Annotated in this window: 14 protein-coding genes; 6 read left to right on the top strand and 8 right to left on the bottom strand. The window is 71.7% G+C overall.

The features are described from left to right. Positions 1–31 precede the first annotated feature (31 nt). The gene (locus ACJ9NR_RS32870; RefSeq protein ID WP_412491046.1) at positions 32–478 is read left to right on the top strand and encodes a GNAT family N-acetyltransferase; all 447 of its coding nucleotides are present in this window, start codon (positions 32–34) and stop codon (positions 476–478) included. Here the strand turns inward: ACJ9NR_RS32870 and ACJ9NR_RS32865 are convergent. The 4 genes from ACJ9NR_RS32865 to ACJ9NR_RS32850 form a co-directional block, all read right to left on the bottom strand. Beyond that, positions 471–1,496 carry a Gfo/Idh/MocA family protein gene (locus ACJ9NR_RS32865; RefSeq protein ID WP_412491047.1) on the bottom strand — a complete coding sequence of 342 codons (1,026 nt, stop codon included), beginning with the start codon at positions 1,494–1,496 and terminating at the stop codon, positions 471–473. The two genes, ACJ9NR_RS32870 and ACJ9NR_RS32865, sit on opposite strands and share 8 nt — an antisense overlap. Positions 1,497–1,943: 447 nt before the next feature. Beyond that, entirely contained in the window at positions 1,944–2,852 is a 909-nt protein-coding gene (locus ACJ9NR_RS32860) for an ATP-binding cassette domain-containing protein (protein ID WP_412491048.1), read from the bottom strand. Between the two features lie 4 nt (positions 2,853–2,856). Next, the gene (locus tag ACJ9NR_RS32855; protein WP_412491049.1) at positions 2,857–3,927 is read right to left on the bottom strand and encodes an ABC transporter permease; all 1,071 of its coding nucleotides are present in this window, start codon (positions 3,925–3,927) and stop codon (positions 2,857–2,859) included. A gap of 5 nt (positions 3,928–3,932) precedes the next feature. Beyond that, complete coding sequence (locus ACJ9NR_RS32850; protein WP_412491050.1) at positions 3,933–4,952, bottom strand: sugar ABC transporter substrate-binding protein; 1,020 nt, start codon at positions 4,950–4,952, stop codon at positions 3,933–3,935. Positions 4,953–5,241: 289 nt separating this feature from the next. On the opposite strand from ACJ9NR_RS32850, the gene ACJ9NR_RS32845 reads away from it, so the two are divergent. Genes ACJ9NR_RS32845 through ACJ9NR_RS32825 form a run of 5 tightly spaced genes read left to right on the top strand, consistent with a single transcriptional unit; the run spans position 5,242 to position 10,706 of the window. Then, positions 5,242–5,574 carry a hypothetical protein gene (locus ACJ9NR_RS32845; protein ID WP_412491051.1) on the top strand — a complete coding sequence of 111 codons (333 nt, stop codon included), beginning with the start codon at positions 5,242–5,244 and terminating at the stop codon, positions 5,572–5,574. Between the two features lie 27 nt (positions 5,575–5,601). Then, positions 5,602–6,492, top strand: a complete 891-nt coding sequence (gene iolB / locus ACJ9NR_RS32840; protein ID WP_412491052.1) for a 5-deoxy-glucuronate isomerase — start codon at positions 5,602–5,604, stop codon at positions 6,490–6,492. Beyond that, the gene (gene iolD / locus ACJ9NR_RS32835; RefSeq protein WP_412491053.1) at positions 6,492–8,369 is read left to right on the top strand and encodes a 3D-(3,5/4)-trihydroxycyclohexane-1,2-dione acylhydrolase (decyclizing); all 1,878 of its coding nucleotides are present in this window, start codon (positions 6,492–6,494) and stop codon (positions 8,367–8,369) included. Before iolB ends, iolD begins: the two co-directional genes overlap by 1 nt. Positions 8,370–8,397: 28 nt before the next feature. Then, positions 8,398–9,891: a CoA-acylating methylmalonate-semialdehyde dehydrogenase gene (locus ACJ9NR_RS32830; RefSeq protein ID WP_412491054.1), complete on the top strand. Its 1,494-nt coding sequence runs from the start codon at positions 8,398–8,400 to the stop codon at positions 9,889–9,891. 32 nt (positions 9,892–9,923) lie between these two features. Further along, the gene (locus tag ACJ9NR_RS32825) at positions 9,924–10,706 is read left to right on the top strand and encodes a GntR family transcriptional regulator (RefSeq protein WP_412491055.1); all 783 of its coding nucleotides are present in this window, start codon (positions 9,924–9,926) and stop codon (positions 10,704–10,706) included. Here the strand turns inward: ACJ9NR_RS32825 and ACJ9NR_RS32820 are convergent. The 4 genes from ACJ9NR_RS32820 to ACJ9NR_RS32805 all read right to left on the bottom strand — a co-directional run bounded on the left by ACJ9NR_RS32820 (position 10,655) and on the right by ACJ9NR_RS32805 (position 13,943). Next, positions 10,655–10,858, bottom strand: coding sequence for a hypothetical protein (locus ACJ9NR_RS32820; RefSeq protein WP_412491056.1), 204 nt, complete (start codon positions 10,856–10,858; stop codon positions 10,655–10,657). The two genes, ACJ9NR_RS32825 and ACJ9NR_RS32820, sit on opposite strands and share 52 nt — an antisense overlap. A gap of 115 nt (positions 10,859–10,973) precedes the next feature. Continuing rightward, positions 10,974–11,849, bottom strand: a complete 876-nt coding sequence (locus tag ACJ9NR_RS32815; RefSeq protein WP_412491057.1) for a DMT family transporter — start codon at positions 11,847–11,849, stop codon at positions 10,974–10,976. Positions 11,850–11,957: 108 nt separating this feature from the next. After that, positions 11,958–12,707, bottom strand: coding sequence for an acetate uptake transporter (locus ACJ9NR_RS32810; RefSeq protein WP_412491058.1), 750 nt, complete (start codon positions 12,705–12,707; stop codon positions 11,958–11,960). 120 nt (positions 12,708–12,827) lie between these two features. Further along, entirely contained in the window at positions 12,828–13,943 is a 1,116-nt protein-coding gene (locus ACJ9NR_RS32805; RefSeq protein WP_412491059.1) for a YihY/virulence factor BrkB family protein, read from the bottom strand. Positions 13,944–14,013 lie beyond the last annotated feature (70 nt).

Raw genomic sequence — 14,013 nt, 5'->3', positions numbered from 1 at the left:
GTGCGGCCGTGGCTCTGGGATGATCGGCGCCATGGCCGCACACATCACCCCCGCCCACGTCGCCGACCTCCGGCAGGTCCTGGCCGACCACTCCCGCTACTGGGGCGATCGCGATCTTCGGGCGCTCCATCTCCCGGTTCTGGTGCGGGAGTTCGGCGAGACCTGTCTGGTCGCCCGGTCCGCCGGCGGCGGCATCCCCGGCTATCTGATCGGCTTCGTCACACCCGGCCGCACGGGCTACGTGCATCTCGTCGCGACGAGGGACGACGCCCGCGGCACCGGCCTGGGGCGCGCGTTGTACGCCGCCTTCACCGAGGCCGCGCGGCGGCAGGGGGCGGCCCGGCTGAAGGCGATCACGAGCCCCGGCAACACGGCTTCCGTGGCGTTCCACCGGCGCCTCGGCTTCGAGGCACGGCTGGAGGAGGACTACAACGGCCCCGGTGAGGCCCGGGTCGTGTTCTCGCGCGCGCTCAGCTGACGTCGTAGAGCGCCGGCCGCTCGGTCAGCTCGACCTCCGCCCGGCCCCCCTCCCGCAGCGAGCGGACGCCCGCCTCACAGACCGCGGCGACCGCGTAGCCGTCCCACGCGCTCGGACCGGTGGTCTCGCCGCGGCGGGTGGCGTCGACCCATGCCTGGACCTCGCGGTCGTAGGCGTCGGCGAAGCGCTCGACGAAGTCCTGGGCGATGGTCCCGCCCCAGCGCCCGGCCATGGTGGTGACCATGGCGTGGCCGTCGCCGATGCGGGCCGTGCCGCGTTCGCAGACCACCTCGGCCTGGACCTGGTAGCCGAAGCCGCAGTTGACGAAGATCTCGACGTCGACGATCGCCCCGCCGTCGGTCTCGAGGACGACGAACTGCGGGTCCTGCACGGCGTCCGGCGCGTTCGCGGACGGTGTGGGGCGCAGGACCGTGACGGCGGTGATCTCCTGGCCGAGCAGCCACCGGGTGACGTCCATCTCGTGCGCGACGGAGTCGTTGATGAGCATCTCGCTCGTCCAGCCGGGCGGGGAGGCGACGTTGCGGTGCCGGTTGTGCAGCAGCAGGGGGCGGCCCAACTGGCCCGTGCCGAGAAGTGACTTGAGCTTGGTGTACTCGGTGTCGTAGCGCCGCATGAAGCCCACCTGGAGGCGGCGGTGGCCCAGTTGCCGCTCGGCCTCCAGCACGCGCAGCGCGGAGGCCGCGTCGGGGGTGAGGGGCTTCTCGCACAGCACGGGCAGGTCGCGGGCGAACGCCGCCAGCAGGGCCGCCTCGTGGGCGGGTCCGGGGGAGGCGATCAGGACGGCGTCGACGTCGGCGGCCGCGATCGTGGCGGCCGCGTCGGTGGAGGCGGTGCAGCCCTCCACGCGGGCGGCGACGGCCTTCGCGCGCTCCGCGTCGACGTCGACCACGGCGGTCACCCGGGCCCCGCTGATGACCTCCTGGATGCGGCGCACGTGGTCCGCACCCATCTTGCCGGTGCCGACGACGGCGACCTTCAGCGTCTCGAGCCGAGCCATGGTGGCCCCCTTCGGATGGTCGGCGCCGGGGCGGTCGGCGCCGCAGGACCTCGGGAAGTTGCTGGTGCGCGTCGCGAGGGGCGGCGGCGCGTCCGGCTCGCGGCACTCGCCGCGGGTCTCGGTCAGCCTGACGCTCTCGCCGCCGCGGCCGGCCCCGTGGTGTCCCGGACGGCCGGGCCGCGGTGCGGGCCGGTGGGGACGGTCCGGTGCGGACGGTGAGGACGGTGCCGGGCGGGGACCCGCGTCCCGCGGCGGGCCGTCTCGCCGGTGAGCCGGGCCGGGTCCGTCGGCCGGCGGCCGTACGGGCCCGGCCCGGTCCCCGCGTGGCCGGCCTCGGCGGCCTCGGCCGGGAGGCGTTCCCGAGGCATCTGCCGGGGTTCCTCGGCGGACCACCCGCCCGGGAGCCGGGGTCCGCGCCGGTCCGGACGGTCCGGAAGGGCCGCCATGTCAGGCGGTGCCTTCCGGGCCCGCCGCGACGGGTGCGGTGAGGTCGCCCTGTTCCGGGAGTTCCTCGAGGTCGACGCCGCTGACCTGGGACAGCTCGTGTTTGAGGGCGGTGAGTTCGGCGCCTCCGGCCATGTGGTTGGTCAGCTGTTCGAGGCTGACCTCGCTGCGCGCGGCGGACAGTTCCATGGTGCCCAGGCGCAGCACGCTGAAGTGGTCGCCGACCATGTAGGCGTGGTGGGGGTTGTGGGTGATGAAGATGACGCCGAGGCCGCGGTCGCGGGCGGCGGCGATGTACTTCAGCACCACGCCGGACTGCTTCACGCCGAGGGCGGCGGTGGGCTCGTCCAGGATGAGCACGCGGGCGCCGAAGTAGACGGCGCGGGCGATGGCCACGCACTGGCGCTGGCCGCCCGAGAGGGTGCCGATGGGCTGTTCGAGGTCGTCGAGGACGATGCCCATCTCGCGCAGTTCGTGGTCGGCGGTCTTCTTCATCTTCTCGATGTCCAGGCGGCGCAGGGGCCAGGGGCCCCTGGTCATCTCGGAGCCGAGGAAGAAGTTGCGCCACACCGGCATCAGGGGGACGACGGCGAGGTCCTGGTAGACGGTGGCGATGCCCTTGTCGAGGGCTTCGCGGGGGGTGGTGAAGCGGACGGGGGCGCCGTCGACGAGGAACTCGCCCTCGGTGTGCTGGTGCAGTCCGGAGATGATCTTGATCAGGGTGGACTTGCCGGCGCCGTTGTCGCCGAGGACGCAGGTGACCTGGCGGGGGCGGACCTGGAGGCTGACGCCGTGCAGGGCGCGGATGTTGCCGTAGGACTTGCCCGCGTTGCGCAGTTCGACGACCACGTCGCCGTCCGGGGCGGTGTCCGCGATGATCGCGCCGTGGGTTCCGCTGTTGCTGTCACTCATCGGGTCACCTCCGGGTCATGGTGCGCTGGACCCACAGATTGATCAGGACGGCGCCGAGGAGCATGACGCCGAGGAAGGCCTTGAACCAGTCGGGGTTCCAGCCGGCGTAGACGATGCCCTGCTGGACCATGCCGAACATGAAGGCGCCGAAGACCGGGCCGATCGCGGTGCCGTAGCCGCCGGTCAGCAGGCAGCCGCCGATCACCGCGCCGGAGATGTAGATCAGTTCCTGGCCCACGCCCTCGCCGGACTGCACGGTGTTGAAGGAGAACAGCTGGTGCATGCCGACGAACCAGGCGCCGAAGCCGACCAGCATGAACAGCGAGATCTTGGTGAAGGCCACCGGGACGCCGACGGCGCGGGCGCTGTCCTTGTTGCCGCCGACGGCGAAGGTCCAGTTGCCGTACCTGGTGCGCATCAGCACCCAGGTGGCGATCACCGCGAACAGCAGCCACCAGAAGATGGTGATCTTGACCTGGACGCCGCCGATGTCGAAGGAGGAGGCGAAGACCTTCTTGGCCTGGTCGAAGCCGTCCATGTTGCTGATGTCGTCGGTGGCGACGTTGCCGGTGACCAGCTTGGTCACGGCGAGGTTGACGCCCTGGAGGATCAGGAAGGTGCCCAGGGTGACCAGGAAGCTGGGCAGGCCGGTCCTGACGACCATCCAGCCGTTGAAGAAGCCGATCGCCAGCGACACGGCCAGGGCGGCGACGACGCCGGCCCAGACGTTCAGGGTCAGCTGGTAGGCGAGCATGCTCGCGGTCAGCGCCGAGGTGATCACCCCGACACCGGCGGACAGGTCGAACTCGCCGCCGATCATCAGCAGGGCCACCGGGATGGTGACGATGCCGAGGGTGGAGGACTGGTACAGGATGTTCGCCATCGAGCTGGCTTCCCGTACCGGGGGTGCCGCGATCAGGAAGAAGACGTAGACCGCGACGGCGCCGAGGAGGACACCCACCTCGGGCCGGGCCAGCGTCCTGACCAGCAGCGTCCGCGGGGCCGTGCGGCCGTCGGCCTGATCGGGGCCGGAGGCCGGCGGTGTCTTCACCGCCGGCTCAGCGTGTTGGGTCATGCTCGTCACCGGGTGCCCTTCGCGGCGAACTTGGCGACGGCGTCGACGTTGGACTTGTCGACGAAGGCGGGACCGGTCAGGACCGGCTGCTCACCGCCGCCCATGTAGTTGCCGTTGTTCTTGTACAGCCACAGCGAGTCGATCGCGAGGTAGCCCTGCAGATAGGGCTGCTGGTCCACCGCGAACTGGATCGTGCCCTTGCTGATGGCGCTGGTGAGGTCCTTGTTGAGGTCGAAGGTGGCGACCTTCGCCTTGCTGCCGGCGTCCGACACCGACTGCACGGCCGTCAGCGCGAAGGGCGCGCCGAGCGTGGCGACGTAGTCGATGGAGGGGTCCTGCTTGAGCTTGGCGGTGATCGTCGACTTCACGGACGGCATGTCGGTGCCGTTGACGTTGAGCACCTCGCTCTTGCCGGAGAAGGTCTTCTTCAGGCCGTCGCAGCGCTGCGTCAGGCCGACGTTGCCCTGCTCCTGGATGACACAGACGACGTGCTTGGCGCCGACCTCGTTGAGCTTCTTGCCGAAGGCCTCGCCGGCGACGCTCTCGTCCTGGCCGAAGAACTCCATCAGGCCGAGCTTCTTCCAGTCGCTCACGCCCGAGTTCAGGCCCACGACCGGTATGTTCGCGGACTGCGCCTTGCCGATGACGCCCTTGAGGGCGTCGGGCTTGGCGAGGGTGACCGCGATGCCGTCGACCTTCTGGTCGATCGCGTTCTGCACCAGGTTGGACTGGTTGCCGGCGTTCGGGTTGGCCGAGTAGATCAGCTTGATGTTGTCCTTGGCGGCGGCGGCCTCGGCGCCCTTGCGGACGATGTCCCAGAAGGTGTCGCCGGGCGACTGGTGCGTGACCAGCGCGACGGTCATCCGGGGCGTGGTGGCCTTGCCGGCGGAGGCGTTGCCGCCGCCCTCCTCGGACTTCTTGCCCCCGGAGCTGCTGGAGCAGCCGGCGAGGGCCAGGGCTGCTGCCGCGGCCACCGCGACGACGGGGACGAGTCTGCGGGAGCGGGAAGGAGAAACGCGGTCCATCGTTCCTGGCACCTCACTGTGCGTTGCGGAGGAAAGGAGGAGGGGATCACGAAGATCCGAACCCGGGATCTTGGCATGCCCGGGAGGTCTGCCGCAAACGCGGCGGTCGGCTTGGGACGGGATCAAACCCCTGGCCGCGCCCGCTGTCAATACTTTGTTAAGACATCATTTCACCGTCAGGTCCGAATGTAAGTACAAACTATTGACAGCGTCACCCCGCGCGGCCTACACCTGGATTGCGGCAGCCCCTCCGGGGATCCGCGCCCCAGCCCCGTCCGAGGAGCGTCGCATGGCCGAGTCAGCCCAGCCCTTCGGCGCCCACCCGCACCATGCGCTGAAGGAGTTCGGCATCGACGACCGCCGGGTCACGCCCGTCACCGCCCGTCCGGCGCCGGTCACCTGCTGCGAGATCGTCCCGCCGGACGGCCTCCCTCTGTGCTCCTACCGGCAGCCTAAAGCGCCTGACCTGGAGATACCCACCCGAGGAACCGGACTTCTTCGCCGTCCGGGCGACCCGGGTGCCGCGGATCACCGGCACGGCACCGGGCCGGGCGCGCGGCGCGGCCGCTCGGCCGGGGGCAGTGTGGAGACGGCGGCGGCCACGGCCGTCGGCCTGTTGTGACCTGGCGTTGTGACACGGAGGAACGCGATGACCTATCACCTTCCCGCGGGCAAGGCCCTCGGCGGCCCCTACGTCGTGGACGTCTCGCCCGAGAAGGCCGGCTGGGGCTACTCCAGCCTGCGCGTCCTGGAGCTGCCGCCGGGCGGCACACACAGCTTCGACACCGGCGACAGCGAGTGGATCGTGCTCCCGCTCCACGGCGGCTGCACGGTGAGCGCCGCCGACGACTTCGGCCATGACACCTTCGAGCTCACCGGCCGCGAGAGCGTCTTCAGCGGCGTCACCGACTTCGCCTACCTGCCCAGGGACGCCCGTACGACGGTCACGTCCGCCGGCGGCGGGCGGTTCGCGTTCACCGGGGCCCGCTGCTCCCGCCGGCTGCCCGCCCGCTACGGCCCGGCCTCCTCGGTACCGGTCGAGCTGCGCGGCACCGGCAACTGCTCCCGGCAGGTCAACAACTTCGGCGCGGCCGGGGTCTTCGAGTGCGACAAGCTCATCGCGGTCGAGGTGATCACCCCGGGCGGCAACTGGTCCTCCTTCCCGCCGCACAAGCACGACGAGCACCGGCCCGGCGAGGAGTCCGTCCTGGAGGAGGTCTACTACTTCGAGTTCGCCGGCCACGACGGCACGCCCGGCCTCGGCTACCAGCGCGTCTCCCCCTCCGGGCACGGCCGGGGCACCGACGTGCTGGCCGAGGTGCGCGGCGGCGACGTCGTCCTGATCCCCGACGGCTGGCACGGACCGTCCATGGCGGTGCCCGGCCACCACATGTACTACCTCAACGTCATGGCGGGCCCCGAGCCCGAACGCGCCTGGCTGATCTGCGACCACCCGGACCACGCCTGGGTCCGCGGCACCTGGCCCGAGCAGCCCGTCGACCCCCGTCTCCCCCTCTACACGGCACCGGAGCAGTCCTGATGAGCACCCACACCCGCCGCCTGACCGTCGCCCAGGCACTGGTGCGCTTCCTGTCCGTGCAGTACACCGAGCGCGACGGCGTGCGCCACCGGCTGATCGCGGGCACCTGGGGCATCTTCGGTCACGGCAACGTCGCCGGGATCGGGCAGGCCCTGCTGGAGGCCGGCGAGCAGGCGATGCCCTTCCACCAGGGCCGCAACGAGCAGGCCATGGTGCACGCGGCCGTCGGCCACGCCCGCCAGCTCGACCGCCTCTCCGCGCAGGCCGTCACCACCTCCATCGGTCCCGGCGCCACCAACCTGGTGACCGGAGCCGCCCTGGCCACCGTCAACCGCATCCCGGTGCTCCTGCTGCCCGGCGACTACTTCGCCACCCGGGCGGCCGACCCGCTGCTGCAGCAGCTGGAGCACCCCAGCGAGGCGGACGTCTCGGTCAACGACACCCTGCGCCCGGTCTCCCGCTACTTCGACCGCGTCACCCGCCCCGAGGCGCTCATCCCCTCGGCCCTGAACGCCATGCGGGTCCTCGCCGACCCGGTCGAGACCGGTGCGGTCACCCTGGCCCTCCCCCAGGACGTGCAGGCCGAGGCGTACGACTGGCCCGAGGAGTTCTTCGCCGAGCGCGTGTGGCCCGTACGGCGTCCCGCGCCCGACCCGGCCGAGGTGCGCGAGGCGCTGACGGCGATCCGGGCCGCCGAGCGCCCGCTGATCGTCGCGGGCGGCGGCGTCCACCACAGCCGGGCCGAACAGGCCCTGAAGGAGCTGGTGGACGCCACCGGCATCCCGGTCGCCTCCACCCAGGCGGGCAAGGGCGCACTGCGCCACGACCACCCGGCCGACCTCGGCGGCATCGGCCACACCGGCACCGAGGTCAGCGACGACATCGCCCGCACCGCCGACCTGGTCATCGGCGTCGGCACCCGCTACACCGACTTCACGACCGCCTCCGGCACCCTCTTCCGCCACCCGGACGTCCGGTTCGTCAACCTCAACATCGCCGCGTTCGACGCCCACAAGCTGGCGGCACGCACCCTCGTCTGCGACGCGCGGGCGGGCCTCGAGGCGCTGCTGGAGGGGCTGTCCGGCCACCGCGTCGACAGCGGGTACGAGGCCGGGTACCGGGCCGGCAAGGCGCGCTGGGAGCAGGTCGTCGAGGCCGCCCTCACCGCCGCCGACGACACCGGCGTGCCGACCCAGACGCAGGTGCTCGGCGCCCTGGACGCGGTCGTCGGCGACGACGACGTGGTGATCAACGCGGCCGGCTCGCTCCCCGGCGACCTGCACAAGCTGTGGCGGGCGCGCGGCCGGCGCCAGTACCACCTGGAGTACGGCTACTCCTGCATGGGCTACGAGATCCCCGCGGCCATCGGCGTCCAGCAGGCCGCGCCCGGCACCCCGGTGTGGGCGCTGGTGGGCGACGGCACCTACCTGATGATGCCGACCGAGATCGTCACGGCCGTCCAGGAGCGCCTGCCCGTCAACCTCGTCCTGCTGCAGAACCACGGCTACGCCTCCATCGGCGGCCTGTCCGAGACGGTCGGCGGTGAACGCTTCGGCACCGCCTACCGCTACCGCGCGGCCGACGGCACCTTCTCCGGCGACCCGCTCCCCGTCGACCTCGCCGCCAACGCGGGCAGCCTCGGCATGGACGTGCTGCGCGCCAAGACGGTCCGCGAGCTGCGCGAGGCGCTCGCCGCGGCCCGCGCCTCCGACCGCCCGACCTGCGTCTACGTCGAGACCGACACCGCCGGCCCGGCCGCTCCCCCGGCCGCGGCCTGGTGGGACGTGCCGGTCGCCGAGACCGCCTCCCGCGAGGCCGCCGTACGGGCCCGCGAGGAGTACGACCGGCAGGCCGCCGGCCGGCGCCGCCACCTGTGAACCTCCCCATGCGAAAGGCACCCGCACCGTGAAGACCATCACCCACTGGATCGGCGGCAAGCCCGTCGAGTCCGCCTCCGGCCGCTACGGCGCCGTGTACGACCCGGCGACCGGCACGCAGCAGAAGCAGGTCGCGTTCGCGACCGTCGAGGACGTGGACGCCGCCGTCGCCTCCGCCAGGGCCGCGTTCGAGAGCTGGGGCGCCACCTCGATCGCCAGGCGCACCGCGATCCTGTTCAGGTACCGCGAACTGCTGGACGCGCACCGCGACGAGATCGCCTCACTGATCACCGCCGAGCACGGCAAGGTGCACTCCGACGCGCTGGGCGAGGTCGCGCGCGGCATGGAGATCGTCGAGCTGGCCTGCGGGATCAGCGTGCACCTCAAGGGCGAGCTGTCGACCCAGGTCTCCACCCGCGTCGACGTGGCCTCGATCCGCCAGCCGCTGGGCGTGGTCGCGGGCATCACGCCGTTCAACTTCCCCGCCATGGTGCCGATGTGGATGTTCCCGCTCGCCATCGCGTGCGGCAACACCTTCGTGCTCAAGCCCAGCGAGAAGGACCCCTCGGCCTCCTTCCGGCTGGCGGAACTCGCCGCCGAGGCGGGCCTGCCGGACGGGGTGCTGAACATCGTGCAGGGCGACAAGGTCGCCGTGGACCGCCTGCTGGAGCACCCGGACGTCGAGGCGGTCTCGTTCGTCGGCTCCACGCCGATCGCGCGGTACATCCAGCTCAAGGCGGTCGAGCACGGCAAGCGGGTACAGGCGCTCGGTGGCGCCAAGAACCACATGCTGGTGCTGCCCGACGCCGACCTCGACTTCGCCGCCGACCAGGCGATCAACGCGGCGTACGGCTCCGCGGGCGAGCGCTGCATGGCCGTCTCCGTCGTGGTCGCGGTCGGCGACACCGGCGACGAACTCGTCGGCAGGATCGCCGAACGCGCGAAGAACCTGCGCATCGGCCCCGGCGACGACCCGGCCTCCGAGATGGGCCCGCTGATCACCCGCGAGCACCGCGACAAGGTGGCCTCCTACGTCTCCTCGGCCGCCGAGCAGGGCGCCGAGGTCGTCGTGGACGGCACCGGTCACACGGTCGAGGGCCACGAGAACGGCTTCTTCCTCGGCGTGTCCCTGCTGGACAAGGTGCCGCTGACGGCGGACGCCTACCAGGACGAGATCTTCGGGCCGGTGCTGGTGGTCGTGCGCGCGGAGACCTACGACGAGGCCATCGGGCTGATCAACGACTCCCGCTGGGGCAACGGCACCGCGATCTTCACCCGGGACGGCGGCGCCGCCCGCCGCTTCCAGCTGGAGGTGAAGGCGGGCATGGTCGGCGTGAACGTGCCGATCCCGGTACCCGTCGGCTACCACTCCTTCGGCGGCTGGAAGGACTCCCTCTTCGGGGATCTGCACATCTACGGAGGCGACGGCGTCGCCTTCTACACCCAGGGCAAGGTGATCACCACGCGCTGGCCGGACCCGGCCGACGCGGGCATCGACCTCGGCTTCCCCAGCCACGCCTGACGCTTCACCGGTTCACCAGAGGGAGGTACGCCATGGCGAGGACCGGCACCACCGCACGGACCGCGACGGCCGCGCTCGACTCGCTGGACTTCGCCCTGGACCGGGGCAGTCCGGTGCCGCTGTACTACCAGCTCGCCCAGCAGCTGGAAGCGGCGATCGAACACGGGGTGCTCGCCCCGGGAAACCTCCTGGGCAACGAGATCGACCTCTCCGCCCGGCTGGGCCTGTCCAGACCGACCGTCCGGCAGGCCATCCAGTCCCTGGTCGACAAGGGCCTGCTGGTGCGCCGCCGCGGCGTCGGCACGCAGGTGGTGCACAGCCAGGTCAGGCGCCCGCTGGAACTCAGCAGCCTCTACGACGACCTGGAGGCGGCCGGCCAGGGCCCGACCACGCGGGTCGTCCGCAACGAGCGCGAGCCGGCGTCGCCCGACGTCGCGGCCGCGCTCGGCATGGCGGAGGACGGCGAGGTGGTCGTCCTGGAACGGCTGCGCCTGACCCACGGCCAGCCGGTCGCCCTGCTGTGCAACTACCTGCCCGCGACCCTGCTGGACCTCGACACCGGGCGCCTGGAGTCCACGGGTCTGTACCGGATGATGCGCACCGCAGGCATCACCCTGCACAGCGCCCGCCAGACCGTCGGCGCCCGCTCCGCCACCGCCGCCGAGGCGGCCCGCCTCGACGAGAGGGAGGGCGCCGCCCTGCTCACCATGCAGCGCACGGCGTACGACGACACGGGCCGCCCGGTGGAGTACGGGACGCACATCTACCGGGCGTCGCGGTACGCGTTCGACTTCCAGCTGCTGGTCAACCGGTGACCTGCCCCCGCGGTGCCCGGCTGCCGGCGGGTCGGCCCCTCGTCGTCCAGGGCCGCGGCTTCTCCGGGGTGCTCGGCCCGGATGGGCCGGATCCGGTCGCCCGCGAGGGCGAAGGCGAGCACCACCGCGATCGTGCCGCCCTGCCGGGCCACCGGCCGGGCTGTCCGTCGACCGTGCTCCAGGAGCGTCCGATCCGGTGCCCCGCCGAGAAGCCCGGCCGGGTGTCGGGCGATGGGGCCGCCGCCCTGGTCCGGGTGGGCGCGCGTGTCACCGGCGATCCAGCTCGCGGCTCTTGGCGACCTGCCCCGGCATGGCCGGATGGCGGGCCAGTACGAAGACGCCCGCCACCACGGCGGCCAGGCCCACCACCTCCCAGGTGAGCGCGAGGGCGTCGGTGCGCAGCCGGTCGCCGAGGAAGCCGATCCCGCAGGCGATGCCCGCCAGGGGTTCCGCGGCGGTCAGCGCGGGGAGAGACATGCGCAGCGGGCCGGTTTCGAAGGCACTCTGCACCAGCATGAGGCCGGTCACGGCCAGCGCGATCACGGCGTACGGCTGCCAGCCGGTGAGCAGGACGACCACTCCGCCGGTGCCGACGATGCTGAGGGACACCCGGGTCAGCGCGTCCTGCAGGCCGTAGAGCATGCCCGCCGCCGTGGCCAGGAACGGGGGCTCGTCGAGGCGTGGCAGGTGGCGCGCCAGGACGATCAGGGCGAAGGCGACGCCGATGACCAGGCCGATGACGGTCCACTGCCGGAAGGTCCCGGATTCGGCCGTGCCGCCGCTGGGCCTGCCGGCCAGGGTGAAGGCGGCCACTCCCCCGCCGAGCATCAGGCTGCCGGCCCAGCCGGACGCGCCGAGCCGCTGGCCGCTCAGCCAGCGCGCCAGTGCGAAGGCGAAGAGCAGGTTGGTGACGAGGAGCGGCTCGACCTGGGAGAGATCACCGTTGGCGAGGGCGACGGCGCTCAGCAGCTGGCCGGCCACCATGCATCCGATGCCGCCGAGCCACAGCCCGCTGTGCGCGAGGTCCCACAGCAGCCGGAAACGCAGGACGTCACTGGCGGGCGCCCGCTCGGCGGCGTGCTGCTGGAGCACGAAGCCGGCGCCGAGCAGGCACGCGGCAGTGAGGCCGAAGACGTAGACCATGAGCGCTACCCGTCACATCCCGCTCGGTCGCCCGGACTCCCGGGGATCTGCCGGCCTCCCTGCGTAGCCGCCGTCGTCAAGTGCCGGTCCCGGCCGGTCGGTGCCCGGTCACTGGCCCGCGCGTGCGCCCGGCATCCCCGCGCTGTAGCCGATGTCGCGCACCACCCGGCGCCCGGGCACGTTGCCGCTCAGACTCCACTTGCCCAGCGGCAGCACCACCCGCCCGCCGAAGGACTGCTCCAGCAGCATCGCACCGGCCGTGTAGAAGGCGGCCGCACTCGAAGCCACCAGCACCCACCCGGCCGCGATCCGCACATTGTGCAACGTACCGATGTACGCCGCCGCCAGCAGCCCCGCCCCCGCCGTCAGCAGGATCAGCGTCAGGAACAACCCCATGTTCTGCGCCGTCGCCCCCAGCGCCCCGAACAACGTGATCACACCCAGCGCGATGAACCAGAACCCCAGCGCCTGACTGTCCAGCAGCACCGGAGAGAGCACCCCGGTCGCCGTCAGCAGCATCAGCAGACCCCACGCCAGCCAGAACGCCCCCCAGATACCGTGCATCGCCGTCGCCAGACCGTCCCGCGCCCGATAGGCCCACATCCCCGCCAGCAACTGCGCCAGCCCCCCGAGGAAGATCGCGAACGGGGCCAGGACCACCGGCGAGGTCACCGCGTTGCCCCACCACTCGGCCAGATTCGAGGCCACCGTGAACGTCGCCGCACCGAAACCGAACAGCCCCAGGATCGACGGCGCCGCCACCGGCGTCAGAACCAGCCTGCTGCGCGCCTGCCACGCCTCGTAACCATCAGGGTCATCCATCCCATGAGGTGCAGGCGGCTGTGCTTGCGAGGTCATCGCAACTCCTTCCGAGCACGAGGGACCACGCCGCACCGGGCCCCTCCGGACCCCCGGTAGTCACCTCACCCGGCATGTCTGAAACGTCTCTCACCCCGTTTCGGGCGGAGTCACACCGTTTCAGGGGATGTCGTCCCGGTTCAGAGGGATGTCGTCGGGCGGCGATCCGTGGTGGGGGCCGGATGGCGGGTCGTTCGGTTCGTGGTGGGGGTCGGGTGGCGATTCGTGGCGGTGGTCGGGTGGTGGTGGGTGGTGGGGGTCGGGCGGCGGGTCGAAGCGCACCCGGACCTTCTGGAAGCCCTTGAACGCCTCGGTCGCCGCGTAGGAACGGTAGGCGCGGCGGTCGGCCGCGCTGAGGTGGACCCGGTCGGTGAACGGCGTCAGCAGACTGCGCGGCCACAGCCGCATCACCTGCACCGCCCCCGCCTCCGCCGCCATGACGAAGATCAGCGCTCCCCCGTACAGCCATGCGATCAGCCCCAGCACGATCCCGAACAGACCGTAGGTGGCGGTGGCCCCCCGCAGCACATGACTGACGTAGTACGTGCCCACCCACTGCAGCACCTGCCACGCACCGGCGGCCCCCAGCGCCACCACCGCCAGCCGCCGCAACGGCAGCGCCCGGTGCGTCAGCAGCCGGTAGCTCATCAGCAGAAGCAACGTGTTCAGGCACACCGAACCCGCCGTCGCCGCGATCCACGTCCCGCCCCGCAGCCGCACCCCGAACACCGGCGTCTGCGTACCCGCCACCGACAGCAACGTGAACGCCCCCAGCCCGAACGCCAGGATCAGCAGGAACACCAGCGCCTTCAACCGCGAACGGAACGGATCCGGACGCGCGTGCCGCGGCACCGCCCAGATCTTGTTCAGCGCGTACTGCGCCGCCTGCGCCACCCCCAGCGAACCGTAGAGACTGCCGATGACACCCGCCGCCAGCGCCGCCCCGCTGCCGTGGAAGGAATGGATGTTCTGCCCCAGCTGGTCCCCGATCACCGGGAACTCCCCCAGTGCCGAGTCCAGCACCCGCTGACGCAGCGCCGGACTGTCGCTCAGGAACGTGCTCAGCACCGCCACCAGGATCAGCAGCAGCGGAAACAGCGACAAGAACCCGTAGTACGTCAGCAGCGCCGCCAGATACAGCGCCTGATCGTCGTAGAACTTGTACACCACCGCCAGCGGCATCCCCACCCAGCGATGACGCCTCTGGAAACCGTCGGCACGCTCGAGAAACCTCATGGCACGCGACTTCTCCCGCAGTTCCTCATCAGGGCCGACGGGTTTCCCCGCGTCCCGGCCCCGAAACGGC

Origin of the sequence: Streptomyces sediminimaris (genome assembly GCF_047049295.1) — a bacterium.
Lineage (GTDB): Bacteria > Actinomycetota > Actinomycetes > Streptomycetales > Streptomycetaceae > Streptomyces > Streptomyces sediminimaris.
The sequence above is the reverse complement of the archived record's forward strand: the minus strand, read 5'-3'. Positions and strand labels throughout refer to the sequence as shown.

What these genes read in the sequence shown, in the direction of transcription:
- ACJ9NR_RS32870 (WP_412491046.1), top strand. Translation starts at nt 32, where the DNA reads ATGGCCGCACACATCACCCCCGCCCACGTCGCCGACCTCCGGCAGGTC.
- ACJ9NR_RS32865 (WP_412491047.1), bottom strand. Translation starts at nt 1,496, where the DNA reads ATGGCTCGGCTCGAGACGCTGAAGGTCGCCGTCGTCGGCACCGGCAAG.
- ACJ9NR_RS32860 (WP_412491048.1), bottom strand. Translation starts at nt 2,852, where the DNA reads ATGAGTGACAGCAACAGCGGAACCCACGGCGCGATCATCGCGGACACC.
- ACJ9NR_RS32855 (WP_412491049.1), bottom strand. Translation starts at nt 3,927, where the DNA reads ATGACCCAACACGCTGAGCCGGCGGTGAAGACACCGCCGGCCTCCGGC.
- ACJ9NR_RS32850 (WP_412491050.1), bottom strand. Translation starts at nt 4,952, where the DNA reads ATGGACCGCGTTTCTCCTTCCCGCTCCCGCAGACTCGTCCCCGTCGTC.
- ACJ9NR_RS32845 (WP_412491051.1), top strand. Translation starts at nt 5,242, where the DNA reads ATGGCCGAGTCAGCCCAGCCCTTCGGCGCCCACCCGCACCATGCGCTG.
- iolB (WP_412491052.1), top strand. Translation starts at nt 5,602, where the DNA reads ATGACCTATCACCTTCCCGCGGGCAAGGCCCTCGGCGGCCCCTACGTC.
- iolD (WP_412491053.1), top strand. Translation starts at nt 6,492, where the DNA reads ATGAGCACCCACACCCGCCGCCTGACCGTCGCCCAGGCACTGGTGCGC.
- ACJ9NR_RS32825 (WP_412491055.1), top strand. Translation starts at nt 9,924, where the DNA reads ATGGCGAGGACCGGCACCACCGCACGGACCGCGACGGCCGCGCTCGAC.
- ACJ9NR_RS32815 (WP_412491057.1), bottom strand. Translation starts at nt 11,849, where the DNA reads ATGGTCTACGTCTTCGGCCTCACTGCCGCGTGCCTGCTCGGCGCCGGC.
- ACJ9NR_RS32810 (WP_412491058.1), bottom strand. Translation starts at nt 12,707, where the DNA reads ATGACCTCGCAAGCACAGCCGCCTGCACCTCATGGGATGGATGACCCT.
- ACJ9NR_RS32805 (WP_412491059.1), bottom strand. Translation starts at nt 13,943, where the DNA reads ATGAGGTTTCTCGAGCGTGCCGACGGTTTCCAGAGGCGTCATCGCTGG.